This is a genomic window from Coprococcus sp. OM04-5BH, assembly GCF_003482105.1.
Lineage (GTDB): Bacteria > Bacillota > Clostridia > Lachnospirales > Lachnospiraceae > Coprococcus.
In genome coordinates, this window is record NZ_QULM01000001.1 from 634134 (window position 1) to 659883 (window position 25750).

At 42.3% G+C, this 25750-nt stretch carries 23 protein-coding genes; 21 read left to right on the plus strand and 2 right to left on the minus strand.

The window, feature by feature from the left end; all coding sequences use genetic code 11:
• Window positions 1-12 precede the first annotated feature (12 nt).
• From argJ to DXB54_RS02745, 15 genes are all read left to right on the plus strand, one after another.
• Window positions 13-1257, plus strand: a complete 1245-nt coding sequence (gene argJ, locus DXB54_RS02675) for a bifunctional glutamate N-acetyltransferase/amino-acid acetyltransferase ArgJ (RefSeq protein ID WP_118694154.1) — start codon at window positions 13-15, stop codon at window positions 1255-1257.
• 57 nt (window positions 1258-1314) lie between these two features.
• Window positions 1315-1827, plus strand: a complete 513-nt coding sequence (locus DXB54_RS02680; RefSeq protein ID WP_118694155.1) for a hypothetical protein — start codon at window positions 1315-1317, stop codon at window positions 1825-1827.
• Between the two features lie 541 nt (window positions 1828-2368).
• A complete protein-coding gene (locus DXB54_RS02685) occupies window positions 2369-3118 on the plus strand; it encodes a DeoR/GlpR family DNA-binding transcription regulator (protein ID WP_021938526.1) in 750 nt (249 codons plus the stop codon).
• Window positions 3115-4017, plus strand: coding sequence for a 1-phosphofructokinase (gene pfkB, locus DXB54_RS02690; RefSeq protein ID WP_118694156.1), 903 nt, complete (start codon window positions 3115-3117; stop codon window positions 4015-4017). Before DXB54_RS02685 ends, pfkB begins: the two co-directional genes overlap by 4 nt.
• Window positions 4018-4145: 128 nt before the next feature.
• On the plus strand, window positions 4146-6215 hold the full coding sequence (locus tag DXB54_RS02695; protein WP_118694157.1) for a PTS fructose transporter subunit IIABC: 2070 nt from the start codon (window positions 4146-4148) through the stop codon (window positions 6213-6215).
• A gap of 118 nt (window positions 6216-6333) precedes the next feature.
• The gene (locus DXB54_RS02700; RefSeq protein ID WP_021938529.1) at window positions 6334-6597 is read left to right on the plus strand and encodes an HPr family phosphocarrier protein; all 264 of its coding nucleotides are present in this window, start codon (window positions 6334-6336) and stop codon (window positions 6595-6597) included.
• A gap of 147 nt (window positions 6598-6744) precedes the next feature.
• The gene (gene ptsP / locus DXB54_RS02705; protein ID WP_118694158.1) at window positions 6745-8448 is read left to right on the plus strand and encodes a phosphoenolpyruvate--protein phosphotransferase; all 1704 of its coding nucleotides are present in this window, start codon (window positions 6745-6747) and stop codon (window positions 8446-8448) included.
• Between the two features lie 294 nt (window positions 8449-8742).
• On the plus strand, window positions 8743-9048 hold the full coding sequence (locus tag DXB54_RS02710) for a hypothetical protein (RefSeq protein ID WP_021938531.1): 306 nt from the start codon (window positions 8743-8745) through the stop codon (window positions 9046-9048).
• 236 nt (window positions 9049-9284) lie between these two features.
• Window positions 9285-10172: a sulfide/dihydroorotate dehydrogenase-like FAD/NAD-binding protein gene (locus DXB54_RS02715; protein WP_118694492.1), complete on the plus strand. Its 888-nt coding sequence runs from the start codon at window positions 9285-9287 to the stop codon at window positions 10170-10172.
• Complete coding sequence (gene gltA / locus DXB54_RS02720) at window positions 10172-11572, plus strand: NADPH-dependent glutamate synthase (RefSeq protein ID WP_118694159.1); 1401 nt, start codon at window positions 10172-10174, stop codon at window positions 11570-11572. The genes DXB54_RS02715 and gltA overlap by 1 nt, the downstream gene beginning before the upstream one ends.
• A 163-nt stretch (window positions 11573-11735) precedes the next feature.
• Window positions 11736-12242, plus strand: a complete 507-nt coding sequence (locus tag DXB54_RS02725) for an Lrp/AsnC family transcriptional regulator (RefSeq protein ID WP_021938534.1) — start codon at window positions 11736-11738, stop codon at window positions 12240-12242.
• A gap of 199 nt (window positions 12243-12441) precedes the next feature.
• Complete coding sequence (gene gdhA / locus DXB54_RS02730; RefSeq protein WP_118694160.1) at window positions 12442-13803, plus strand: NADP-specific glutamate dehydrogenase; 1362 nt, start codon at window positions 12442-12444, stop codon at window positions 13801-13803.
• Window positions 13804-14101: 298 nt separating this feature from the next.
• Complete coding sequence (gene proC / locus DXB54_RS02735) at window positions 14102-14881, plus strand: pyrroline-5-carboxylate reductase (RefSeq protein WP_118694161.1); 780 nt, start codon at window positions 14102-14104, stop codon at window positions 14879-14881.
• Between the two features lie 61 nt (window positions 14882-14942).
• Window positions 14943-16559, plus strand: a complete 1617-nt coding sequence (locus tag DXB54_RS02740; RefSeq protein WP_118694162.1) for a putative DNA modification/repair radical SAM protein — start codon at window positions 14943-14945, stop codon at window positions 16557-16559.
• 37 nt (window positions 16560-16596) lie between these two features.
• The gene (locus tag DXB54_RS02745) at window positions 16597-17364 is read left to right on the plus strand and encodes a TIGR03915 family putative DNA repair protein (protein WP_118694163.1); all 768 of its coding nucleotides are present in this window, start codon (window positions 16597-16599) and stop codon (window positions 17362-17364) included.
• Between the two features lie 221 nt (window positions 17365-17585).
• Here the strand turns inward: DXB54_RS02745 and DXB54_RS02750 are convergent, their stop codons facing one another.
• Window positions 17586-17828 (minus strand): hypothetical protein, encoded by a 243-nt coding sequence (locus DXB54_RS02750; RefSeq protein ID WP_021938539.1) that lies wholly within the window; start codon window positions 17826-17828, stop codon window positions 17586-17588.
• A gap of 125 nt (window positions 17829-17953) precedes the next feature.
• Window positions 17954-18682: an SDR family NAD(P)-dependent oxidoreductase gene (locus DXB54_RS02755; protein ID WP_118694164.1), complete on the minus strand. Its 729-nt coding sequence runs from the start codon at window positions 18680-18682 to the stop codon at window positions 17954-17956.
• A 195-nt stretch (window positions 18683-18877) separates the two neighbouring features.
• Between DXB54_RS02755 and DXB54_RS02760 the strand changes: the two genes are divergently transcribed.
• From DXB54_RS02760 to DXB54_RS02785, 6 genes are all read left to right on the plus strand, one after another.
• Window positions 18878-19432 (plus strand): LytR C-terminal domain-containing protein, encoded by a 555-nt coding sequence (locus DXB54_RS02760; RefSeq protein WP_021938541.1) that lies wholly within the window; start codon window positions 18878-18880, stop codon window positions 19430-19432.
• Between the two features lie 506 nt (window positions 19433-19938).
• Window positions 19939-21051 (plus strand): ABC transporter ATP-binding protein, encoded by a 1113-nt coding sequence (locus DXB54_RS02765; protein WP_021938542.1) that lies wholly within the window; start codon window positions 19939-19941, stop codon window positions 21049-21051.
• A 277-nt stretch (window positions 21052-21328) separates the two neighbouring features.
• Window positions 21329-22417, plus strand: a complete 1089-nt coding sequence (locus DXB54_RS02770; RefSeq protein ID WP_118694166.1) for a PucR family transcriptional regulator — start codon at window positions 21329-21331, stop codon at window positions 22415-22417.
• A gap of 428 nt (window positions 22418-22845) precedes the next feature.
• On the plus strand, window positions 22846-23532 hold the full coding sequence (ftsE, locus tag DXB54_RS02775) for a cell division ATP-binding protein FtsE (RefSeq protein WP_021938543.1): 687 nt from the start codon (window positions 22846-22848) through the stop codon (window positions 23530-23532).
• Window positions 23522-24430 carry a permease-like cell division protein FtsX gene (gene ftsX, locus DXB54_RS02780; protein WP_021938544.1) on the plus strand — a complete coding sequence of 303 codons (909 nt, stop codon included), beginning with the start codon at window positions 23522-23524 and terminating at the stop codon, window positions 24428-24430. Before ftsE ends, ftsX begins: the two co-directional genes overlap by 11 nt.
• Window positions 24431-24473: 43 nt before the next feature.
• Window positions 24474-25709 (plus strand): murein hydrolase activator EnvC family protein, encoded by a 1236-nt coding sequence (locus DXB54_RS02785; RefSeq protein ID WP_158578164.1) that lies wholly within the window; start codon window positions 24474-24476, stop codon window positions 25707-25709.
• Window positions 25710-25750: the final 41 nt, after the last annotated feature.

Here is a 25750-nt window from a genome sequence, read left to right on the forward strand (position 1 = left end):
AGGATGATAGCAATGAATAAGAAAGTATACGAAGGATATAAATATGTTGACGGCGGTGTGTGTGCAGCTAAGGGATACCTGGCAAATGGCATCAATTGCGGTCTGAACCCTGAGAAGACCAAGAATGATCTGGGTATGGTATATTCAGAGAAGGTCTGCAATGCGGCAGCAGTATACACCACAAATAAAGTAAAGGGTGCTCCTATAACTGTTACAAAGGAACATCTTAAGGCTACAGGTAACAGGGCGCAGGCAATAATAGTTAATTCAAAAAATGCAAATACCTGTAATGCGGATGGAATAGAAAAGGCTGAGAAGATCAGCAGCCTCTGTGCAGACGCCCTGGGCATTGACACAAACCTGGTCATCAATGCTTCCACAGGAGTTATAGGGCAGATAATCCCTATAGAACCATTTGAGGAGCACATGAAGGAGCTGGCAGAGGGGCTTTCGGCAGATGGAAACGACAAAGCTGCAAACGCCATCATGACCACAGATACTGTTGACAAGCAGGTGGCTGTTGAGTTTGAACTGGGCGGAAAGACCTGCCGTCTCGGCGGTATGGCAAAGGGAAGCGGAATGATCCATCCAAACATGGCAACAACCCTCAACTTCCTTACGACAGATGTGGATATCACATCAGAGCTTATGCAGAAGGCTTTAAACGAAATAGTAAAGGTAACTTATAACTGCCTTTCAATAGACGGTGATACCTCCACAAATGACACTCTTACTGTTATGGCAAACGGTCTTGCAGGCAATACACCTGTAACAGAAGAAGGTAAGGATTATGAGATCTTCAAGAAAGCACTTTATATTGTCATGGAGTGCCTTACGATGATGCTGGCTTCTGACGGTGAGGGCGCAACAAAAATGCTTGAGTGCACAGTTGCGGGAGCACCTGATCTTGATACAGCCATTATCGTTGCCAAGAGTGTTATCCGTTCCCCACTTACAAAGTGTGCGATGTTCGGTGAGGACGCCAATTGGGGCAGAATACTCTGCGCTATAGGTTATGCTGAGGCAGATTTTGACATAGACAAGGTTGCCGTAGACTTAAGCTCCGAATACGGAACAATTCCTGTATGCCGCAAGGGCGCGGGAGTTCCTTTCTCAGAGGAGATCGCAGCAAAAATCCTTTCCGGTGATGAGATATTCATTAACATAGATCTCGGCATTGGAGATGTAACAGCAAAGGCATGGGGCTGTGACCTGACATATGATTATGTCAAGATCAACGGAGATTACCGTTCGTAATACCCTAATACCCGGGCAGATTGGGGAACGATTAAATTCTGCTCATGAGAGGTTAATGTGAAAAATAAAATTAAGATATCAAAGAAATCAGAACCCTACAATTTGTTAAACATACTGGTTTCACTGACCACCATCATACTTCTTGGAATGATGTATGCACTGGTGAAGAGAAGCCGTGTGGATGATCTGTATGCCTTACTTGCTGTGTGCGGGATACTTGCTCTCTTTATCGGAGCAAGAATTTATCTGCGTCACGCGTTTACAGACAGCAGACTGTCCATGAGATTCGTGGGGGATACGAGACTTGAGATGAACTTTCGCATACGGGAAGGACAGACCGGGGAGATAAAAGAAGTGGATATTTCCATAGATGAGAACAGCTTCGGACAAATGACCCTTAAGGATGAAGAGGGCATCGTGGAGTTTAAATTTCTGGATGAGAAGAAGGAACCAAGTACTTTAGTCTTAAGGCTTGGAAGATCATATCAGGTGTCAGGTCTTGTAAAGAAGCTTAAGCTATGGGAACAGAATTGCATAAGAAAACAAAATAATAATAAAAAGGGTGTATAAGAAACATCTGCAGGAAAAGTATCAGCGATGTTTGTAAGATATGAACCGACCTCGAAAGTCAGACGTAGGAGCTGGCTGCCGGAGGCCGGTTTTTTTTGCTGTAATGATATCTATATGAAATTCCTTCCAAAAACTTTCAAATGCCATGTGCTCTATTATAAATGTCATAAAAACTTCCAAAAAAATTCAAAACAAACATATTCACCAAAAAATAAATTCAAAAAAATTCAAAATATTTCAAAAAGCTGTTGACATATGTGAAATCAAATGGTAATATATAGTCACAGATGAGAGAAATTGACAGAATGTGAAAGAAAAACAACAATACTCTTAAATCTGTATAAAATTGATAACTTCCCCCCTCCCTAATTATGGGAGTGTTCGTCAAAAAAACGGCGGGCACTCCCAATGTTTAAAAATGAGGGAGAATGTATAGAAGAAATAAAAAGTAAGAGTCAGATATAAACAGAGTAGACAGGCAGGATGCAGATAATGTATCAGGTTTTATATGAGAACCTGACATACAGAACAGGAGAGATGAATGATCACAGAGGAAAGATACAGGATAATATTGGACGAGCTTAAAGCAAAGAAGATCATAACCATACAGGAATGTGCAGAGATTACAGGAACCTCGGAGTCCACAGCCAGAAGGGACATCATAACTCTTGACGAGATGGGCAAGCTTAAGAGGGTGCACGGCGGTGCGACAGTTCTGGATCACGAATATGTATCAGACGAAGCTTCCGTGTCTGAGAGAGAACAGCAGAGCGTTGACGAGAAGCGTGCCATCGGAAAGTACGCAGTCAACATGATAAATGATGATGATTTTATATTTGTAGACGCCGGCACATCTACAGGGTGGCTGATTGAATACATTGAAAATACTAAGGCAACAATAGTTACAAATGGTATTGCCCATGCCAAGAAGCTTATCGCCAAGGGCATAAAGACATATATCCTTGGGGGACTGGTCAAGGCAGGGACAGAGGCAGTCATAGGCGGAGAAGCAGTAAACGGAATGAAGAAATTTAATTTCACAAAATGCTTCCTGGGAACCAATGGTATCCATCCTGAATATGGATTTTCCACGGTGGATGTGGAAGAGGCGCTGGTTAAGCAGGAGGCGGTGAACAGATCATACGCGGCAGTGGTTCTGGCAGATCACAGTAAATTTGACAAGGTTACGGCAGTTACATTTGCAGATATCAAAAGAGCCTGCATTATAACTGACAGACTTGCAAATGATAGATATGTAGATTTAACGATAATAAAGGAGGTTTTGAAATGATATACACAGTTACATTCAATCCTGCACTGGATTATGTAGTAAGAGTTGAGAACCTTAAACTTGGAGAAGTAAACAGGAGCAATGCCGAAGCGGTTTTCTACGGCGGCAAGGGAATAAATGTTTCCACTGTATTGAAGAATATAGGCGTTGATTCGGTGGCTCTCGGATTTGTGGCAGGATTTACAGGAAGAGAGATTGAGAACGGAGTAAAGGCACTCGGAGTTGACACAGATTTCATTACTCTTGATAAGGGAATGAGCAGAATAAACGTGAAGCTTAAGGCTGAGGAAGAAACAGAGATAAACGGTCAGGGACCGGATATCCCGGAGGCTGACATTGAAAAGTTGTTTGCGCAGCTTGATAAGCTCACAGCCGGTGACTGTCTGGTACTGGCAGGAACCATTCCGTCATCACTTCCGTCAGATATATATGAAACAATAATGTCACGACTGATGGATAAGGATATTGAGATCGTGGTGGACGCCACAAGGGATCTTCTGCTAAATGTACTTAAGTATCATCCGTTTCTCATAAAGCCAAATAATCATGAGCTTGGGGAGATGTTCGGAGTTGAGCTTAAGACAGATGAAGAGATAACAGAATATGCAATGAAGCTTCTTGATATGGGTGCCAAAAATGTACTTATATCCATGGCAGGAGACGGAGCAATCCTTGTTACGGAGAGCAGAGAAGTATTCAGAATGGGAGTTCCTAAGGGCAAAGTTGTTAATTCCGTAGGTGCCGGAGATTCCATGGTGGCAGGCTTCATAGCAAGCTACTTCAAGGACCATGATTACCTTGAAGCATTGAAGTTCGGTACAGCAACCGGAAGTGCAACAGCATTTTCAGAGGGCTTGGCAGAAGCTGATCTGGTACATGAGCTGTACTCAAGACTGTAACAAAAACATGAAACTATAGCTGATGGCTATAGAATATAGCCGGTAGAAACAAAATGTGACTGATGGCTAAAAAATAAAAACAGGCACAAAAAGCCAAAAAATAAAATAAGAGAAAAGGAGAAGCGCATATGAAGATTACGGAGTTATTATCAAAACAGAGCGTGGCCTTAGGGGTAAAGGTCGATTCCAAAGATGCAGCTATTGATTATCTGGTTAATCTGCATTATGAGTCGGGAAATATTTCTGACAAGGAAGAATTTAAGAAAGGAATACTTAAGAGAGAGGCAGACGGTTCCACAGCCATAGGCGAAGGAATAGCAATACCTCATTCCAAGAACAGCGCCGTTAAGAAACCGGGACTTGCAGCAATGACAGTACCTGAGGGCGTTGATTACGATTCCCTTGACGGTGCTCCTTCAAATCTTTTCTTTATGATAGCAGCTCCTGAGAACGGAGCAGACGTACATCTTGAGGTTCTCTCAAGACTTTCGATGCTTCTTATGGATGAGAATTTCAGGGCAGAGCTTCTTGCAGCAAAGACTACAGAGGATTTTCTTGCAGTGTGTGACAAGTACGAGGCAGAGAAGTTCCCTGAGGAAACGGCAGAAGAGGAGAAGACACCTGAGGAGGTAAAGACAGGCTACAGGGTTCTTGCGGTTACAGCGTGTCCTACAGGTATCGCCCACACATACATGGCAGCCGAGGCACTGGAGAAGGCAGGCGAGAAGCTTGGATATCCCCTTAAGGCTGAGACAAATGGTTCAGGCGGTGTCAAGAACAGACTTACAGATGAAGAGATCGCAGCCTGTGACGGAATAATAGTTGCGGCAGATAAGAATGTTGAGACGGCAAGATTTGACGGCAAGCCGGTATTATTTACCAAGGTGGCCGATGGTATCCATAAGCCGGAGGAGCTTATAGAGAAGGTTGTTTCCGGTGAGGTTCCTGTACATCATGAGGCAGGAGCAAAGAAAGAGGAAAAGGCTTCAGGCAGTGTGGGAAACAGAATATACAAGCACCTTATGAACGGTGTATCTCACATGCTCCCATTTGTAATCGGTGGCGGTATACTTACAGCACTGGCTTTCCTTATTGATACAATATGCGGATACGGTTCAACCGGTGGATCAAACTTCGGTTCATGTACACCACTTTCTGCATTCTTTAAATACGCAGGCGGACTTGCCATGGGACTTATGGTTCCGGTACTTGCAGGCTTCATAGCAGAATCCATAGCAGACCGGCCGGGTCTTGCGGTTGGTTTCCTTGGCGGTTTACTTGCATCATCGGGAAATGCAGCATTGTTTGCAGGTGAAAATGCAAATTACCTGTTCTCCAATATGGAAGGTCTCTCAGGCTTCCAGAACTTCGTTGCAAAGTTCGGATTTGCAGGTCCTTCATCAGGTAACACGGTATCGGGATTCCTTGGCGGTATAGTGGCAGGTTTCCTGGCAGGATATCTGGTATTGCTCCTCAGAAAGCTTTGCTCCAAGTTCCCACAGTCACTTGAGGGTATCAAGCCTACACTTATCTACCCTGTAGTGGGAATGTTCCTTGTGGCAGTGCTGATGATATTCATCTTCAACCCACTTATCGGTGTTGTAAATACAGGCCTCAGCAACATGCTCACATCCCTTGCAAATAAGAACCTTCTTGTAGTCCTTGGACTTATCCTTGGCGGAATGATGGCAATAGATATGGGAGGTCCTATTAACAAGGCGGCTTATGTATATGGTTCAATGATGTTGGCAACAGCCGCAGAGATGACATCAAACGGAATGGCCATAACAGATCCGGGAGTTCAGGCATGCTATATAGCAATGGCAGCAGTTATGGTAGGTGGTATGGTTCCGCCACTTGGAATCGCTCTTGCATGTATCTTCTTCCCTAAGAAGTTTACAAAGGCAGAGAGAGGCTCAACAGTTTCAAACATTGTAATGGGCTGTGGTTTCATTACAGAGGGAGCTATCCCATTTGCAGCAGCAGATCCACTTCGTGTAATCCCATGTACCTTCGTTGGCGCAGCAGTAGCGGGAGCCATGGCAGCAGCATTCAAGTGTACGCTGATGGCACCTCACGGAGGAGTGTTCGTATTCGCAACAGTTGGAAATCCATTACTCTACATTGTTTCATGGCTTGTAGGTTCAGTGATAACAGCAGTGATGCTTGGAATTATCAAGAAGCCTGTTGAAGAGTAGGATAAGAAACAAGTAAAAAATAAATAACAGACAAAACTAAGGATTAAATGCTCAGGCTGATGGCCATGGGCTCGGAAATAAAATCAACAGAGTATAACGGAAAAGGGAGATTAAGATTATGGTATCACAGACAGTAAAAGTAATTAATGCACAGGGACTTCATATGAGACCGGCAGGAGTGCTGGCAAAGGAAATGACAAAGTTCAAGTCAGCAATAACTCTTGAGACCGCAGGTAAAAAGATAAATGCCAAGAGCGTAATGCTCATTATCGCAGCATGTATCAAGTGCGGTGCGGAGGTAACAGTAGAGTGTGAGGGCGAAGACGAGAAGGAAGCTCTTGCAAAGGCAGTAGAACTTATCGAGTCAGGATTTGGCGAGTAATATCAAGCGTTTTTAACAGCCGGTGTCTGATGTCATGACAGGCGTCAGACACCGGCTGTGTATTATCTGACAGAAAGATTTTATCTAATGCAAATGATGAAGTATTAAGGTACCCGGTAAACGAAGGGGAAGTATAAGGAGGCCAATATGTATAGAGGAATAGGCGGTTCTGCCGGATATGGTGTGGGCAAGGCTGTTGTTATATCTGATGTCAAGCCTGAATATGTGGTAAGGACAATAACAGATACAGATGCAGAGATAAAGAGATATGAAGATGCGGTTGCGGTATTCACTGAGAAGACCCGGAGGATGGCAGATGCAATGAAGGAAAGGGTCGGAGAGCATAATGCAGAGATCCTTGAGGGGCATATATTATTGTTAAACGATCCGGGAATGGAAGAAATAATCAAGGGAACAATATCAGGAGGCACATGTGCAGAGTCGGCTCTTGAGTCAGCCTGTGATATGTTCTCATCAATGTTCATGATGGCGGATGATGAGCTTACAAAGCAGAGAGCAACAGACGTGGCAGATATCAAGCTCCGCATGCTTAAGATACTTACAGGAGTTCCCGATACAAATGTTGCTGATGTACCGGCAGGTACAATACTTGTGGCGAGAGACCTTACACCATCCATGACTGCCGGCATTATAAAGGAAAATGTTGAGGGCATCATAACAGAGGTCGGCGGAAAGACCTCCCACTCAGCAATCCTTGCCAGGGCACTGGAGATCCCTGCAGTACTGAGCATAGACGGAATAGTTGATAAGGTGACAGACGGAATGAACATAGCCGTTGACGGCAATAATGGAATATGTATAATTGATCCTACAGTTGAGGAGATAGCCGAGTATGTAGGAAAGAAGAGGGAATGGCTTGTCCAGAAGGAGACCCTTAAGGTGTTCATGGGCAAGGAGACAGTTACCGCAGATGGTAAGGCTGTAAGTCTCTATGGCAATATCGGCAAGCCTGAGGACGCAGAGCAGGTTAAGAGCTGTGACGGAGAAGGCATAGGTCTGTTCCGTACAGAGTTTCTGTTCATGGGAGCATCGCAGCTTCCAAGTGAGGATCAGCAGTTTGAGGCATACAGGAAGGCTGCCGAGATCATGGAGGGCAAGGAGGTTATAATCAGAACACTGGACGTTGGCGGTGATAAGGATATCCCATATCTTGGACTTGCTAAGGAGGATAATCCTTTCTTAGGTTTCAGGGCTGTAAGATACTGCCTGGCAAATGAGGCTTCATACAGAGTACAGCTCCGTGCGCTGCTCCGTGCCAGTGCCTACGGACACATTAAGATAATGGTACCGCTTGTAACCTGTGTGGATGAGATCAGAGCCGTTAAGGCGATGGTCGAGGTTATAAAGAAGGAATTTGACGCTGCCGGTATCCCTTATGACAAGGATATCCAGGTTGGTGTTATGATAGAGACCCCTGCAGCTGCACTTATTGCAGACCTTCTTGCCAAGGAAGCAGACTTCTTCAGTATAGGTACAAATGACCTTACACAGTACACAATGGCTGTAGACAGAGGAAATGCCAAGGTTGCATATCTGTACTCTGCATATAACCCGGCAGTGCTCCGTTCAATGAAGTATATTATCGAATCTGCAAATAAAGCAGGCATAATGGTTGGAATGTGCGGCGAAGCAGCAGCAGATCCGCTGCTGATACCACTGCTTATCTCCTTTGGACTTAACGAGTTTTCTGTAAGTGCCACTTCCGTACTGGCAACCAGGGCGGTCATAAATAAGTGGACAAAGGAAGAAGCAGATCTTCTGGCAGAGAAGGCATTATCCCTTGCTACAGAGAAAGAGGTTATGGAACTTCTTAAGTCGAGCGTGAGATGATCCCATGATCCGGTTGGTGAAAACTGAAACGTTTCAGAAAAAAACACAATGGAGCTCCGGTATTCGGAAAGTATTTGCACAATTAAAAAAAAGTCAAGTTGTGATAATCTACAAATATTGCCAGCCTAAGTGGATAAAGTAACGAATTTGGTTTTTCGTGTCGATTTACTATGGATTTTGAACGTGAAAATTTGATATTATAGGTATAGGCAGAAAATGAGTTGGATTGAGTTATGAAATAGTTTCACGGTAATATCTCATGAAGGTGTTTTAGTATTTGGAAGGAAGATTTGAATGTTTGAAAATGAAAAGGTGAGACACGTAAAATTTGGTCAGGGGAATGTCATAGAGTGTGACGGAGTTCACATTAAGGTTATATTTGAGCTTCAGAATCTTGAGAAGACATTTGCCTATCCGGGAGTATTTGACAAGTTTCTTGTTTTTGAGAGCAATGGATTGCAGGAGGAGACAGACAGGAAGCTGGCGGATATCCGTACGGAACAGAAGAAGTTCGATAACATGAAGCGGCTCATGTATCTGGAGAATGAGAAGAGACACAAAGAAGAGCTGCTGGCGAAGGCAAAGAAGAAAAAAGCCTGAGATTTATTATTACTAAGCTGATATACCGGTTGTTGCACTGCGGATCGGAATTCCCGGTGTGATGACCGGTTTTTTATGTATATTACTTGTTATTTGCATATCAGTGTGGTACAATCGGATTGCTTTATTGATAAAAATTATTTAGTCTATTATGCTTGTCAGTTAAGAAAAACAGGTAGAAGAGTATTTTGGTTGAGAAAATAATATCTGCCGGACAGAGAAAGGAAGAAGATCGCGTGTATAGTATTGTTAAAACAGAACAGTTAACAGACACAATTTATCTCATGGAAGTAAAAGCTCCGAGAGTAGCAAAGAATTGTCTCCCGGGACAGTTTATTATAGTCAGAGGATCAGATGACGGGGAGAGGATACCTCTTACCATCTGTGATTACAATAGAGAAGAAGGCACAGTTACCATAGTATTCCAGGTAGTAGGCGCTGCTACGGAGATGATGAGAAATTATAAGGCTGGAGATGCATTTGCAGATTTTGTTGGACCACTTGGCTGCCATTCAGAGTTATGCGATGAGAACATAGATGATCTTAAGAATAAGAAGATATTGTTTGTTGCAGGAGGTGTCGGTACTGCTCCTGTATACCCACAGGTTAAGTGGCTCCACGAGAATGGTGTTGACGCAGATGTTATCATCGGTGGAAGAAACAAGTCACTTATCATCCTTGAGGATCAGATGAGAACTGTTGCAGGCAACCTGTATATAACAACGGATGATGGCTCTTACGGAAGCAAGGGTGTTGTTACAAATGAGATCCAGAAGCTTGTTGATGCAGGAAATAAATATGACGTATGTATCGCGATTGGACCAATGATAATGATGAAGTTCGTATGTAAGCTCACAAAGGAGCTTGGTATCCATACTGTTGTCAGCCTGAACCCTATCATGGTAGATGGAACAGGTATGTGCGGTGCGTGCAGAGTTACAGTCGGCGGTGAAGTTAAGTTTGCCTGCGTAGACGGACCTGAGTTTGATGGACATCTTGTAGACTTCGATGAGGCTATGAAGCGTCAGCAGATATATAAGACAGCAGAAGGAAGAGCGTATCTTGCAGCTAAAGAAGGAGATACACACCATGGTGGCTGTGGAAATTGCGGAGGTGACAAATAATGGCTATAGATGTAGATGTATTTAAGAGAGTTCCTGTTCGCGAGCAGGACGCCAGTGAGCGTGCTCATAATTTTGAAGAGGTTTGTTACGGATACAATGCTGAGGAGGCAATGGCTGAGGCGTCAAGATGTATAGGATGCAAGAACGCACCATGTATGGGTGGATGTCCTGTATCAATAAATATTCCAGGATTCATTGCTAAGGTTAAGGAAGGAAACTTCGCTGAAGCGTTCCAGATCATCAGTGAGTCATCTGCACTCCCTGCTGTATGCGGTCGTGTATGTCCACAGGAGACACAGTGTGAGCACAGATGTATCAGAGGAATAAAGGGCGAAGCCGTATCAATCGGTAAGCTTGAGAGATTTGTTGCAGACTGGGCAAGAGAGAATGGCATCAAGCCTGAGCCTGCTAAGGAAAAGAACGGCAAGAGGGTCGCTGTTATCGGTTCGGGTCCTTCAGGTGTTACATGTGCCGGAGACCTTGCGAAGATGGGCTATGATGTTACAATATTTGAGGCACTTCATGAGCCGGGAGGAGTTCTTGTATATGGTATTCCTGAATTCCGTCTCCCTAAGGAAAAGGTAGTTAAGAAAGAGATAGAGAACATAAAGAGTCTTGGCGTTAAGATTGAGACAAATGTAGTGGTAGGCAAGTCGGTTACCATCGACTCACTTCTTGAGGACGAGGGCTTTGACGCAGTATTCGTAGGTTCAGGTGCCGGCCTTCCTAAGTTCATGGGTATTCCTGGTGAGAACTCAAACGGAGTATTCTCAGCGAATGAGTATCTTACAAGAAGTAACCTTATGAAGGCGTTTGACGAGAATTCAAATACACCTATCATGCATGCCAAGAAGGTAGCAGTTGTAGGTGGTGGTAATGTTGCTATGGACGCGGCAAGAACAGCATTACGTCTCGGTGCAGAGACACATATCGTATACAGACGTTCAGAGGAGGAGCTTCCTGCAAGAGTCGAGGAAGTACATCACGCTAAGGAAGAGGGGATTATATTTGATCTTCTTACAAATCCTACAGAGATCCTTGCAGACGAGAAAGGCTGGGTATGCGGAATCAGGTGTGTAAAGATGGAGCTTGGCGAGCCTGATGCTTCAGGAAGAAGAAGACCTGTTGTGATCCCTGGTTCAGAGTTCGTTATGGATGTGGATGCAGTTATCATGTCACTTGGTACTTCACCAAACCCACTTATCTCATCAACAACAAAGGGACTTGATACAAATAAGTGGAAGTGCCTTGTAGCTGACGAGGCTGATGGAAAGACAACCAAGGAAGGTGTATATGCCGGTGGTGACGCAGTTACAGGTGCAGCCACAGTTATCCTTGCCATGGGTGCAGGAAAGGCAGCAGCCAAGGGTATTGACGAGTACATTAAGAGCAAGAACTAATAGAAAGATAAATTATTAAGTGAGAGAAACTCTGAGAGTGGATTATTTTCAGAGTTTCTTTTCTTTAGTTTATTAAGTACAGGGTGTATAATCGACTATAAGAAATCTGAGATCATGCCAAATTTTTAATGGGCTGATATTTGGGATAATAAGGAGAAGGAAAATGGAAAAGCGTGAGCTGGTATATTATAAACTTGATGAGGTGGATTGCAAGATATTGGCAATGCTCCAGGAGAATGCGAGAGCTTCTCTTAAGGATATGGCTGCGGCAGTATCAATGTCACCTACAGCAGTGGGAACCCGTATAGACAGAATGTTGGAGGAGGGAGTCCTTGAGGGTTTTACCACCAAGCTTAATCCGGAGTCAATGGGCCACTATATAAAGGCATTTATCAACCTTGAGGTGTCACCTGACCAGAAGGAAGAATTCTATCCGTATATAGACAGCGTGTTGAATGTAGTTGAGTGTAATTGTGTTACCGGGGATTACTCAATGCTTATTGAGGTGAGATTTAAGACTACTGCTGATCTGGATCATTTCGTAGGAGAACTCCAGAGGTTTGGGAAGACCAAGACGCAGATTGTGTTCTCAACCTGCGTAAAGCACAGGTGCAGATACTGGAGAGCAGATAATGAGATAAGGAGTACCACTGCAAATGACAAGCAGTAAAATTTAAAAAATAAGGTTTTACTGTGGAAAAACCTAAAAAATCCACAAAATCACATATGCGATATGATAAAATCCAAGTAAAAACAACTTTTTACTTGGATTTTTTAAGTTTTTACTTTACATTATTAATGCACTGTAATATAATGTGCCTAGTGGTTGGAAAACAATCAATAAAATAAAGCTTTAGGAGGATATAAAAATGTCATATGTTGATGAAGTACTTGAAGTAGTAAAGAAAAAGAATGCAGATCAGCCTGAGTTCTTACAGGCAGTTACAGAGGTTCTTGAATCACTCAGACCTTGCATCGATGCAAACGAGGAAGTTTACAGAAAGAACGCAATCCTTGAGAGAATCACAGAGCCGGATAGACAGATAATGTTCAGGGTACCATGGGTTGATGACAACGGACAGGTACAGGTAAACAGAGGTTTCCGTGTACAGTTCAACAATGCCATTGGACCATACAAGGGAGGTCTTAGACTTCATCCTTCAGTAAACCTTGGTATCATCAAGTTCCTTGGTTTCGAGCAGATCTTTAAGAACTCACTTACAACACTTCCTATCGGTGGTGGTAAGGGTGGTTCAGACTTCGACCCTAAGGGTAAGTCAGACAGAGAGATCATGGCATTCTGCCAGAGCTTCATGACAGAGCTTTCAAAATATATCGGTGCAGACGTTGATGTTCCGGCAGGTGATATCGGAACAGGCGCAAGAGAGATCGGCTTCATGTTCGGTCAGTACAAGAGAATCCGTGGATTATTCGAGGGAGTTCTTACAGGTAAGGGACTTACATATGGTGGATCACTTGCTCGTACACAGGCTACAGGTTATGGATTACTTTACCTTACAAGTGCTCTTCTTAAGGATCACAATATGGATATTGCAGGCAAGGTATGTGCAGTATCAGGTGCCGGTAATGTTGCAATCTATGCTATCGAGAAGGCACAGCAGTTAGGTGCTAAGTGTGTAACATGTTCAGATTCAACAGGTTGGATCTACGATCCAGAAGGAATCGATGTTGAGCTTCTTAAGGATGTTAAGGAAGTTAAGAGAGCGCGTCTTGACGCTTATGCTGCTGCAAGACCATCAGCTGAGTATCATGTAAAGAAGGACGCTAACGATCACGGTGTATGGTCAATCAAGTGTGATCTTGCTCTTCCATGTGCTACACAGAACGAGCTTAACCTTGAGGATGCTAAGATGCTTGTTGCAAATGGCGTTATTTCAGTAACAGAAGGTGCTAACATGCCTACAACACTTGAGGCTACTAAGTATCTTCAGGAGCAGGGCGTACTCTTCGTTGGTGGTAAGGCTGCAAATGCAGGTGGTGTTGCTACATCAGCTCTTGAGATGAGCCAGAACAGCGAGAGACTTTCATGGACATTCGAAGAGGTTGATGGCAAGCTCAAGGGAATCATGGAGACAATCTACGCTAACATTTCAGACGCAGCAGCAAGATACAACATGACAGTTGGCGGAAACCCAGACTACGTTGCAGGTGCTAACATCGCCGGCTTTGAGAAGGTTGTTGACGCTATGCTTGCACAGGGTGTTTGCTAATTAACAACAGACATATCCTTTTAACATAAAAAAGACCCGGTCGTGGATTTCACGGTCGGGTTTTTTGCGTAATATATGTTGTTGAATTATAGCCGCCGATTTTTTATAATATTATAAATTACGTAAGCTTTACATGGAAGCTTGATATGTGGCGTCAGCCCTCTATTATAAAGTGAATTTTAATGGGCTGATGTTCAATGATTGTGTCAAGTTTTCTATGAAAACTTGATATGCAGCTCCAGCCATTTGCCGAAGGCAAATTTTGCATGGCTGGAGTTCAATAAAAAGGAGGAGAAGCATGAATAAATTAGGTTTTGTGGGAATGGGCAACATGGCAACGGCACTTTGTTCCGGTTTTATAAAAAGCGGATTGATATCCGGAGAAGATGTGTATGGCTATGCACCTCATTTTGATAAATTAAAGAAAAATGCAGAGAAATATGGTTTTGTTCCAAAGGAAAGCCTTGTGGATATGGTAAAGGAATGTGACACAATAATACTTGCCTGCAAACCATATCAGATTGAAGAAGTCTTAAAGGAGCTGGGTGATGCTATTGAGAATAAAGCAATAATATCCATTGCACTGGGCTGGAATTATGACAAGCTTGACAACCTTATAGATGCAGATGTGAGATTGCAGTTCGTAATGCCAAATACACCTGCCATGGTGGGAGAGGGAGTACTTTTATTTGAAGATAAAAACTCACTTCTTCCGGAGGAAAGAGAAGAAATAATGAAGCTGTTTGGTTCTGTGGGACTGGTGGAGGAAATGGCCTCTGAGCTTATGGGTATAGGCGGAGCAGTGACCGGCTGCGGACCTGCATTTGTAGATCTTATGATGGAAGCATATGCTGACGCTGCGGTAAAATACGGTGTTAAAAGAGACGTGGCATATAAGCTGGTAGGGCAGTTGGTGCTTGGCTCAGCGAAGCTCATGCTTGAGACAGGAGAGCATCCGGCAGTACTTAAGGACAATGTATGCTCACCGGGAGGCTCCACCATAAAGGGCGTCACGGCCCTTGAAAAGGCAGGCTTCAGAAATGCATGTATAGAGTCCATTGATTCTATAATGAATTGATAGGAATAAATTGGAAATAAAAAAACTTGGCAAATGACACAGTAAATAGTATAATGAACGTATGTTCGAAATAAGCAACACCGAAGCAGGTATAACTACAAATGAAAAGCTTAAGATATTGGCTGACGCAGCCAAGTATGACGTGGCATGTACGTCAAGCGGTGTAGACAGAAGGGGAAAGAAAGGATTCCTTGGCAACAGCGCAGCATGTGGAATATGTCATAGCTTTGGTGCTGACGGAAGATGTATCTCCCTCCTTAAGGTGCTTATGACCAATCACTGCATATACGACTGTAAGTATTGTGCCAACAGAGTGTCAAATGACGTTCCGAGGGCAGAGTTTGAACCGGAAGAGCTGTGCAGGCTGGTTATGGAATTTTACAAGAGAAATTACATTGAGGGATTGTTCTTGAGCTCAGGAGTTTTTAAAACTCCTGCATATACCATGGAGCGTATGTGCATTATACTGTCACTCCTCAGAAACAAATATCATTTTAACGGGTATATACATGTGAAGACCATTCCCGGAGCACCGGATGAACTGCTGGCTGCTGCAGGGTATCTTGCAGACAGGATAAGCGTTAATCTGGAGCTTCCTACAGCAGAGAGCCTTGAGAAGCTGGCACCGAATAAAAGTTTTAAGACCATACTTGACCCTATGGGGAAGGTTACAGATACCATTGCAGCCCATAGGATAGCCATAGGCAAGGACTCAAGGATGGAAAGGAGCACCATCAACAGATATCTGGCCGGCAGCATATTCAACAGCAGTAATTATGTGGAAGACCATCGGAAGCCGTATGATGTGTCAGACAGAGCAAAGATTGTGCCGGAAAATGATAATGTATCAGGAAAGACAGGAAATGTATCAGACAAGACAATGAACGTATCAGGAAATTACGGTGCTGCCGGTGGAGGAAATGAGACGGATAAAATCTTTGCAGGACTTGATAAACAGACTGGAAAAGTTCTGAGATACGATAAAGACTTCCTTCCTATGAGATACGGAGATAACAGCTTAAAGAGAGCCTTTGCTCCGGCAGGTCAGAGCACCCAGATGATCGTTGGGGCAACGGAGGAGACAGATTATATCCTTATAAGGACCAGTCAGACCCTGTATCAGAACTATGATCTGAAGAGGGTGTTCTATTCAGCATATGTTCCTTTAAATGAAGATGCAGTATTGCCTGCACTGGATACGGCACCCCCTCTGTTAAGAGAGCACAGACTGTATCAGGCGGACTGGCTTCTCAGGTATTACGGTTTCCAGGCGAATGAGCTTCTTTCAGAGGCTCGTCCTAACTTTAATGAAAAGGTGGATCCTAAGTGTGACTGGGCACTCCGCAATCTGGGGGATTTTCCAGTGGAGGTTCAGACGTCAACCTATGACAAGCTATTAAGGGTTCCTGGTATAGGACCGAAATCCGCCAGAAGGATTATGTCCGCCAGGAGATACGGCTCACTTACCTATGAGAGTCTTAAAAAGATGGGAGTAGTCCTGAAGCGCGCCCATTACTTCATTACATGTAACGGCAGGATGATGTTTAATACACCTATAGAAGAGGAATATATAACAAGACATCTGGTAGAGGACAATTACAAGGATAACTGGAAGATAGAGCATCAGAATGAGAAGTATCATCAGATGTCGCTGTTTGATGACTTTAATCTTACCTGAAAAGTATCAGATGACATGTAAGAATAGGAGAGCCATAGTGAAGATATTTATGTGTAATGACCGGGTGGAGACAAAACTGTGCTGCATATATACGGCATGGGAATGTGCTCTTAAGGTGGGCTATGACAAGGTGGGCATGATGGTTGAGCCGGTCACAGAGCCTACTCTGTTTGATGAATATATACATGTGGAATATGATGAGGATCACTATATAAAAGTAGTAAGATCCATAAGGAACAGCATATCGGACATTGCATATATGTATGTGTATTACGCGTGTCTGTCCGCAGATCCGGACGCTCTTAATAAGGTGTTCCGGTTCTTACGGAAGGGCTTTAAGGTGGGAGCGTCAATAATTAAAAGACTTAACGATCCGGATGTAATGAATATGATGGAGCTTAGAAGGAATGTTGGAAATGAGATCCATTATTTCAGGGAATTTGCCAGGTTCACATCCATGGACAGTAAGCTTTATGTGTGCCATATAGAGCCAAAGAATAATGTGGCGTACATGGTGGGGCAGCATTTCGCGGACAGAATGCCTTCGGAATACTGGATGATAATAGATGATAAGAGGCACCTGGCAGTGGTGCATCCCATGGATGAGGACACATACCTTCGGAGGCTTACCGATGAAGAATTTGAAACTCTTAAGAATACTGAGGCGAAGGAGGATGAATACACGGATATGTGGCGTACCTTCTTTAAGGCTGTAGCAATAGAACAAAGGAAAAATCCCGAGTGCCAGAGAAGCCATTTCCCTATATGGATGAGAAAACATGCTACAGAATTTATGGATGTATAACAGAAATGCAGACAGGGAGACAATACAAGTATATGATGGTGCCGAAAGGGAGCTATATGATCGTTAAAGATTAAAACGTATATGCATTAAAATGTATATGCGTTAATAAGTACATATGCTGTTGGGATGAGAGGGGATATCCGTTACGTGAAAAGAAATTGAATATTAATAGGGACAGGATATATATTACATGGAAAGAAAAAAGGATAAGATAGCCTGGGCTATCTTATCCTTTTCTTTCCACATACAGGACAAGGATCTTCGGTTGTTACCCGTCCGCAACCCCAACAAGTCCATGATGGGCTTACAGTGGAAGATGTCTCCTTTTTAGCCTGATTAGTTGTAATTGTGAAATTCTTGGAGACAATAGATATATCACCATTTTGGTCTATAATGGTTTCAGTCTTTACATTGCCTACAGAATTGCCGGTATTTTTCTTTTTATTCCCAAAAAACTTCCCCATTGATAATTACCTGCCCTCCGATAAAACTACCCCTCTATTTTAATTCATATTTTGATAATTTTCAATAATTAAGTAGGTAATGTTTATAAAAAATAACTTTAAATTTATTAAATATGCTGTAAATATTATATCCAGCCACCGTCAAAAGTTATAATCTGACCTGTGAGATATTCCGGAGCGGCAGCAATCTTACATATAAAATCTCCGGCCTCGGCAGGGGTTGCCATGCGTCCATAGGGGATCTCGTCACAGAGAAGCTGCTTCTCCTCAGGGCTTAGGTGATCGTTCATGGTGGTGTCTATAGCACCGAAAGCAATGGCATTTACAGATATATTACTTGGCGCCAGTTCCTTTGCCAGTGCTTTGGAAAATGCGTTTACTGCGCCTTTTGAGGCGGAATAGGCCACTTCCATGGAAGCTCCGGTAATACCCCATACTGATGAAATGTTGATTATCCGTCCGGATTTATTGTGTACCATATGCGGTACTACTGCACTGCAGGTATTGAACACGGAGGTCACATTGGTGTTCATGATGGTGTTCCAGTCATCTATATCCATATCAGTAAGGAGACCTATATAAGAGATCCCACTGTTGTTCACTAACAGGGAAATATCATTTCCGAACCGTGATATTACATTATTAATGAAGCTTCCCGCAAAATCATGATCACTGATATCACCGGCTTCCGCATAGCAGTCACATCCTTTTGACAGGATGATATTTCTGGTCTCTTCAAGCAGTTCTTTATTTTTAAGGCAGGTAATGGCAAGCTTATCGTAATGTGAAGCCAGCTTTACAGCACATTCTTTTCCGATACCTCTTGATGCACCTGTTACTATGGCAATAGACATATTTGCAGACTCCTTTTTGCATTATTATACGGTATGGACTGAAAATACAGCCACAACCAGCATATTACTGATTATATCATATAAAAATATGTTGAAAATAATAAATTCCTTTGCTATACTCATATTTGTTTTAAATGATACGAATTGTGTATGCCTGGGTATGCCCGTCCGGGGGTACAGGAATTGGAGAAAAAGATGAAGAATTCAGTTGCAAAATTATTTTGGGAGACGCTCCTCAGAGCAGCAGTTATCATACTTGGTATCGGCATTGTTGCCATGAGCATATTGCTGGGAATTACAATAAAGAAGAATAATGACAATAAGGCTAAGAAGGAAGCCAATACAGAGATCAAGACAGATGTGTCAACAGAAGAGACAGACACCACTGACCCTACATTCTATGAGAATACAGAGGAAGCAAGCTCAGAGGATACAGAGCAGACAGTAAGCTCTAAAGACGCTAAGATATTAGTTGTAAATGCCACAGGTGTAAACGGAGTGGCAGGAAACTGGAAGACCAGCCTTGAGTCAGAGGGCTATTCATCGGTTGATACAGCTACATACAATGCAAGAAATCTTACAAAGACAACCATATGTGTTTCGGGAAGCTATGACGGAGCAGATCTGGCAGGTATGTTTTCTGAGGCGGATATGTCAACGACAGATCAGGTATCTGATACAATGACAGATGCGTCAGATATCAGCAGCTACGACATTATCATCCTTATAGGAACAGATAATGTAAAGTAAAAATGCATAATATACAGAAAAGTGATATGTTATCACAAAGAAAAGAAGCTGCATAATGCCATTGCGGCTTCTTTTTTTGTTTCTTATCTTTAAAATCTGGCTCTTTGTACATATTGTATATTGAACTTATGCAATATTGCTCATAGTCACAAACCATAAACAATAAAAGCGTTTTAAAATAAGAAAATTGCGTTTGTCAAGTGGTCAAAAGGAGAAAAATGACTATGTGCAAAATGACAAATAGTGCGGCTTTTCGAGGTATAAGGGTCGATTAATTTTATTATTTTGGTGAAGGTTTCACAAAAAAGCAACATGACACAGGGATAAACAGGGGGCAAAATCGTCATATTGTTCATTTTTTTGCATCTATATACAAATTCACCAAAAGTTTCAAAAATTTTTTGAGCATAAGTAATATGGCTAGAAAATATTTATTGATGTAAAATGACATTATGTTTAAAAGACAGAAACAAAACAAAGTATATAAATTACGGAGGTAATTACTAATGGCAAGTTTATCACTTAAGAACATTTATAAGGTATATCCTAACGGATTTAATGCTGTTAAGGACTTCAACCTTGAGATTGAGGACAAGGAGTTCATCATTTTCGTTGGACCTTCAGGATGTGGTAAGTCAACAACACTTAGAATGATCGCTGGACTTGAGGATATCAGCTCAGGCGAGTTATGGATCGGAGACAGACTTGTAAACGATGTAGAGCCTAAGGACAGAGATATCGCGATGGTATTCCAGAACTATGCTCTTTATCCACATATGTCAGTATATGACAATATGGCATTCGGTCTTAAGTTAAGAAAGGTATCAGCAGAGAAGATTGATAAGGCTGTTCATGAAGCAGCTAAGATTCTTGACATTGAGCACCTTCTTGATCGTAAGCCAAAGGCTTTATCAGGTGGTCAGAGACAGAGAGTTGCTATGGGACGTGCTATTGTCCGTGAGCCTAAGGTATTCCTTATGGATGAGCCTCTTTCAAACCTTGATGCTAAGCTTCGTGTGCAGATGCGAGTTGAGATTTCAAAGCTTCATCAGAGACTTCAGACAACTATTATCTACGTTACACATGACCAGACAGAGGCTATGACACTTGGTACAAGAATCGTAGTTATGAAGGATGGTATCATACAGCAGGTAGATACACCACAGAACTTATATGACAAGCCATGTAACTTATTCGTTGCAGGATTCATGGGTATGCCACCTATGAACTTCATTGATTGTAAGGTTGTTAAGTCAGGCGCTGATGTATTATTAATGTTCGGTTCACACTCAATTAAGGTTCCGGATAGCAAGGCTGAGAGACTTATCGCTCTTGACGCTATTGATAAGGAAGTTGTTCTTGGTATCCGTCCAGAGGATATCCATGATGAGCAGCTCTTCATCGAGTCATCACCAGAAAGCGTTATCGACGCTAGAATCAATATTTATGAAATGCTTGGTGCTGAGGTTTACTTATACTTCACAATCGATCAGTTTGATATCACAGCTAGAGTTAATGCTCGTACAACAGCCAGACCTGGCGATACAGTACAGTTCGCATTTGACTTAAGCAAGATTCATATCTTCGATAAGGAGACAGAGGAGATCTTAGTCAGCTAATATCTTCGTAACGTAAAGATTGTTCTTTTTTCAAGGGAAAAGGGCAAGATATACAACGTAGAAAAATTTCTATAGGTAAAAATGAGAGAAAATGTATAAATTTATACATTTTCTCTTTTTTTTTTGCACAATTTGCTATAAAATAAACAGGTAGGTGAATTTATATTCAAGAGATTGGCCTATACATGGAAGATGTATATTGTGACGGTACAACATCGGGAAAGAAACATGCCATAACTTTGGTGGTTGTGCCAATGTTAAAAAAGGAGAGAAAAGTATGATATCTAACCAGATTCTTCAGGATACAATAGACGGATTAAAAAATATAACACGAACAGATCTCTGCGTTATGGATACAGAGGGCAAGCTGTTGGCGTCAACATTTAATGATATAGAGGATTGTGAGGACGCAGTATTTGCATTTGTGGATTCGCCTGCCGACAGCCAGGTTGTAAGGGGCTATCAGTTCTTTAAAGTATTCGATGATAATCAGTTGGAGCATATTCTTATGGTCAAGGGCGAGACAGACGATAATTATATGGTAGGAAAGATTGCGGCTTTCCAGATACAAAATCTTCTTGTGGCTTATAAGGAAAGATTTGATAAGGATAACTTTATTAAAAATCTCCTTCTGGACAACCTTCTTTTGGTGGATATCTATAACAGGGCAAAGAAGCTCCATATTGATACAGATGTAAGACGTATAGTATTTATTATTGAGACAAAGACAGAGAAGGATACAAATGCCCTTGAGACAGTGAGAAATATCTTCTCAACAAAGACAAAGGATTTCATTACAGCAGTAGATGAGAAGAATATAATCCTGGTTAAGGAAGTAAAGCAGGGTGAGACCTATGATGACATGATCAAGATATCAAGAGTTATCGTTGATATGCTTAACACAGAAGCTATGTCATCTGTTAGAGTTTCATTTGGTACAATAGTAAATGAGATAAAGGAAGTATCCCGTTCATACAAGGAAGCAAAGATGGCTCTGGATGTAGGAAAGATTTTCTATGAGAACACAGACATTATTGCTTACAGCAATCTTGGTATAGGAAGACTTATTTACCAGCTTCCACTGCCGCTGTGCAAGATGTTTATTAAGGAAATATTTGATGGTAAGTCGCCGGACGAGTTTGATGAGGAGACGCTTACGACCATCAATAAGTTCTTCGAGAACAGCCTTAATGTATCAGAAACTTCAAGACAACTTTACATTCACAGAAATACTCTTGTGTATCGTCTTGATAAGCTCCAGAAGAGCACAGGTCTTGATCTGAGAGTGTTCGAGGATGCCATTACATTTAAGATCGCCCTCATGGTAGTTAAGTATATGAAGTATATGGAGTCATTAGATTACTAAAGATAGAAAATATAGAAGATGAAGATATAGAAAAGATCACGCAAAAGATCACACGAAGGATAAATTCCGGATTTTGCCGTAGCTTTTCTCTTGTGATGTTGTTCATTGGAGGACTGTAGTGCAGATCCGGGATTTTTTTATGGCAACGAAGAAAAAGCCGCATGCCTGCATGCGAATATTTGCTGATTGCCGATAGGCAGATAAAATTTGCAGCGGTTGTGTTATTGTTTTATCGGCAGAGATGTAAAATAGTTGTAAACAAGAATAGGTTGACGAGATGTTACATAAATGTTACAATGCACTTGACTGTGGTAATTTGTTCAGTTTTTCACAAATATTACACAAATTTGAATTATATTGTATCTGTAGTATGAGGTATACTACCACGAGAGAGTGTACGATACACATTTGAAAGGAACCATCAGATTATGATAGAGTTAGAAAACGTCACTATGACATATCCCGGTGGCATGACGGCTCTCAAGGATGTTAATATCAACATCGAGAAGGGCGAGTTCGTCTTCATAGTTGGAAGCAGTGGCTCAGGTAAGACTACGCTTATCAAGCTGCTCTTAAAGGAACTTGATGCTACAAAGGGAAGTATCAGCGTGGCGGGATATAATTATAATAAGATAAAGAGGAGAGATATCCCTAAGGTCCGCAGAAGAATCGGAGTTGTATTCCAGAACTTCAGACTGCTTAAGGACAGGACAATATATGAGAATGTTGCATTTGCCCAGAGAGTAATCCAGACTCCGGGACGATACATCAGAAGAAGAGTTCCTGCAATGCTTACACTTGTAGGTCTTGCAGATAAGTTCAAGTCATACCCTAGAGAGCTTTCAGGTGGTGAGCAGCAGAGAGTTGCCATGGCAAGAGCCCTGGTGAATAATCCTGACATAATTCTGGCAGATGAGCCTACAGGAAATCTTGATCCTAAGAACTCTATGGATATCATGAACCTTTTGAATGATATCAACAAGAGAGGAACAACCGTTGTGGTTGTTACACATAATAAAGAGATTGTTAATGAGATGAAGAAACGAGTAATAACACTTAAGAAGGGCGTTGTAATAAGCGACGAAAAAGTAGGTGGCTACATAGATGAAGATTAGTACGTTCTTTTACATCCTGAAACAGGGATTTTCAAATATTAAGAGAAATATTTTGTTTTCACTTGCATCTATCGGTACTATCGTTTCATGTCTGTTCCTGTTTTCTATAGTATTTGCTGTAGTTATGAACTTCCAGTCAGGTATGAAGGAGATTGAAAGCAAGGTTACTATTTCGGTTTTCTTTAATGAAGATGCGTCTCAGGAGACAATAGATCTGATAGGTGAACAGATACGAGTAGTTGATTATGTGGAGACTATGGATTACATATCTGCAGATGAGGCATGGGATACATTCTGTAAGCAGAATTACGACAATCCTGAAGCTGCCAAGGCAGCCTACGGTGATGACAACCCTCTTAAGAATGCAGCTTCCTATGAGGTTACACTTAAGGATGTATCAAAGCAGGCAGAATTTGTAGCATTTGCAAAGGGGTTAGACGGTGTAAGAAAGGTTAAGAGCTCAGATGTTACAGCGGATAGCATTACAACTCTTTCATCACTGTTGGGATACGCTTCTGTGGGAATAATCGTCATCCTGATGTTGGTATCCATATTCCTTATCAGCAATACCATCACTATCGGTATAACCGTAAGAAAAGAAGAGATTTCAATAATGAAACTTATTGGTGCGACAAACTTTTTCGTAAGGGCACCATTCGTTATAGAAGGTATTATCGTAGGACTTGTAGGTTCTGCGGTACCTCTGGTACTTTTCTATGAAATATATGGAAGAGTCCTTGAGTATGTGGCAGGAAGATTTGGTGTTATAACCAGTATATTTGCTTTTGTAAGCAGACAGGAATTATTCAAGTATCTCCTTCCTGTAGGACTTGTTCTCGGTGTGGGAGTAGGTCTCATAGGTAGTTTGCTTACCACAAGAAAGCATTTAAAGGTATAACAGGGTTACACGGTTAATGTTCAACATTATTAGGAGGGATACAATGAAACTCAGATTTATCAAAAAAATGCCAAGGGTTGCTTTAGGCATGGCATTGGTTGCAGTATTATCATGTTCGACGGTTTATACATCTTCATTTGTCAGCAGAGCCGATAACATCGATGATGCCAAGAAGCAGAAGGAAGAGGCAGAGAACAATAAGGACAACGCACAGGATGTGCTGGATTCCATCAACGACAAGATAAATGAAGTTAATTCAGCCATTGAGGAATTAGACGCACAGGTTACTGATGTACAGACAAAGATAACAGAGAAGCAGAAGGAATGTGACGCCTTAAATACAGAGATTGACGAGACAAATGTCAAGCTCGATGAGGCAAAGGCGAATGAGGAGAAGCAGTACGAGGCCATGAAGGTCAGAATACAGTTCCTCTATGAAAATGGCGATGTAGAGTATCTGGATACTCTTATGTCATCATCATCATTCTCAGATATGCTTAACAAGTCAGAATATGTTGAGCAGCTTTCAAATTACGACCAGATACAGCTTGATGATCTGATCAATACAAGAAAGAATATAGAGACTTACGAGGCTACTCTCGAGAAGGATCTTAAGGAGGTTGAGGTTGCCCAGACTGAGCTTGAGGTTCAGGAGACAACACTTAACGATCTTATAGACCAGAAGCAGACAGAGATGAACAAATACAAGGACGACGCCGGCACCCAGGAGGCTATAGTTGCCAAGTATGCCAAGGAAATGGAAGACGCAGAGGCCCTCATCGCCAAGTATGAGGAGGCTGCAAGACGAGCTGATGCAAATAACGGCGGCGGTTCAGACGGCGGATATAGCGGCGGCGGTTCAGGCGGCCAGTATGATCCATCAGGTTACGCAGGACGTCTTATGTGGCCTGCAACACAGGGAACACGTATTTCATCTCCATTTGGACGGAGAAGCGCACCTGTAGCAGGAGCAAGTACATTCCACAAGGGAATAGACATCCCTTGCCCATCAGGTTCAGATATTGTTGCTGCTGAGTCTGGAACAGTACTTATTGCTACATACAGCTCATCAGCAGGTAACTACGTAATGATCAACCATGGAAATGGTATCATGACAGTATACATGCACAACTCACAGCTTTGTGTGAGCGTAGGGCAGCAGGTATCAAAGGGACAGGTAATTGCCAAGGCAGGTAGTACAGGATACTCAACAGGTCCACACTGCCACTTCGGTGTTAAGCTTAACGGCGAATATGTAAATCCTGTCAACTTCTTATAAATCAGAATACATCCGGATGAATTGAAACAGATCCGGCAGGA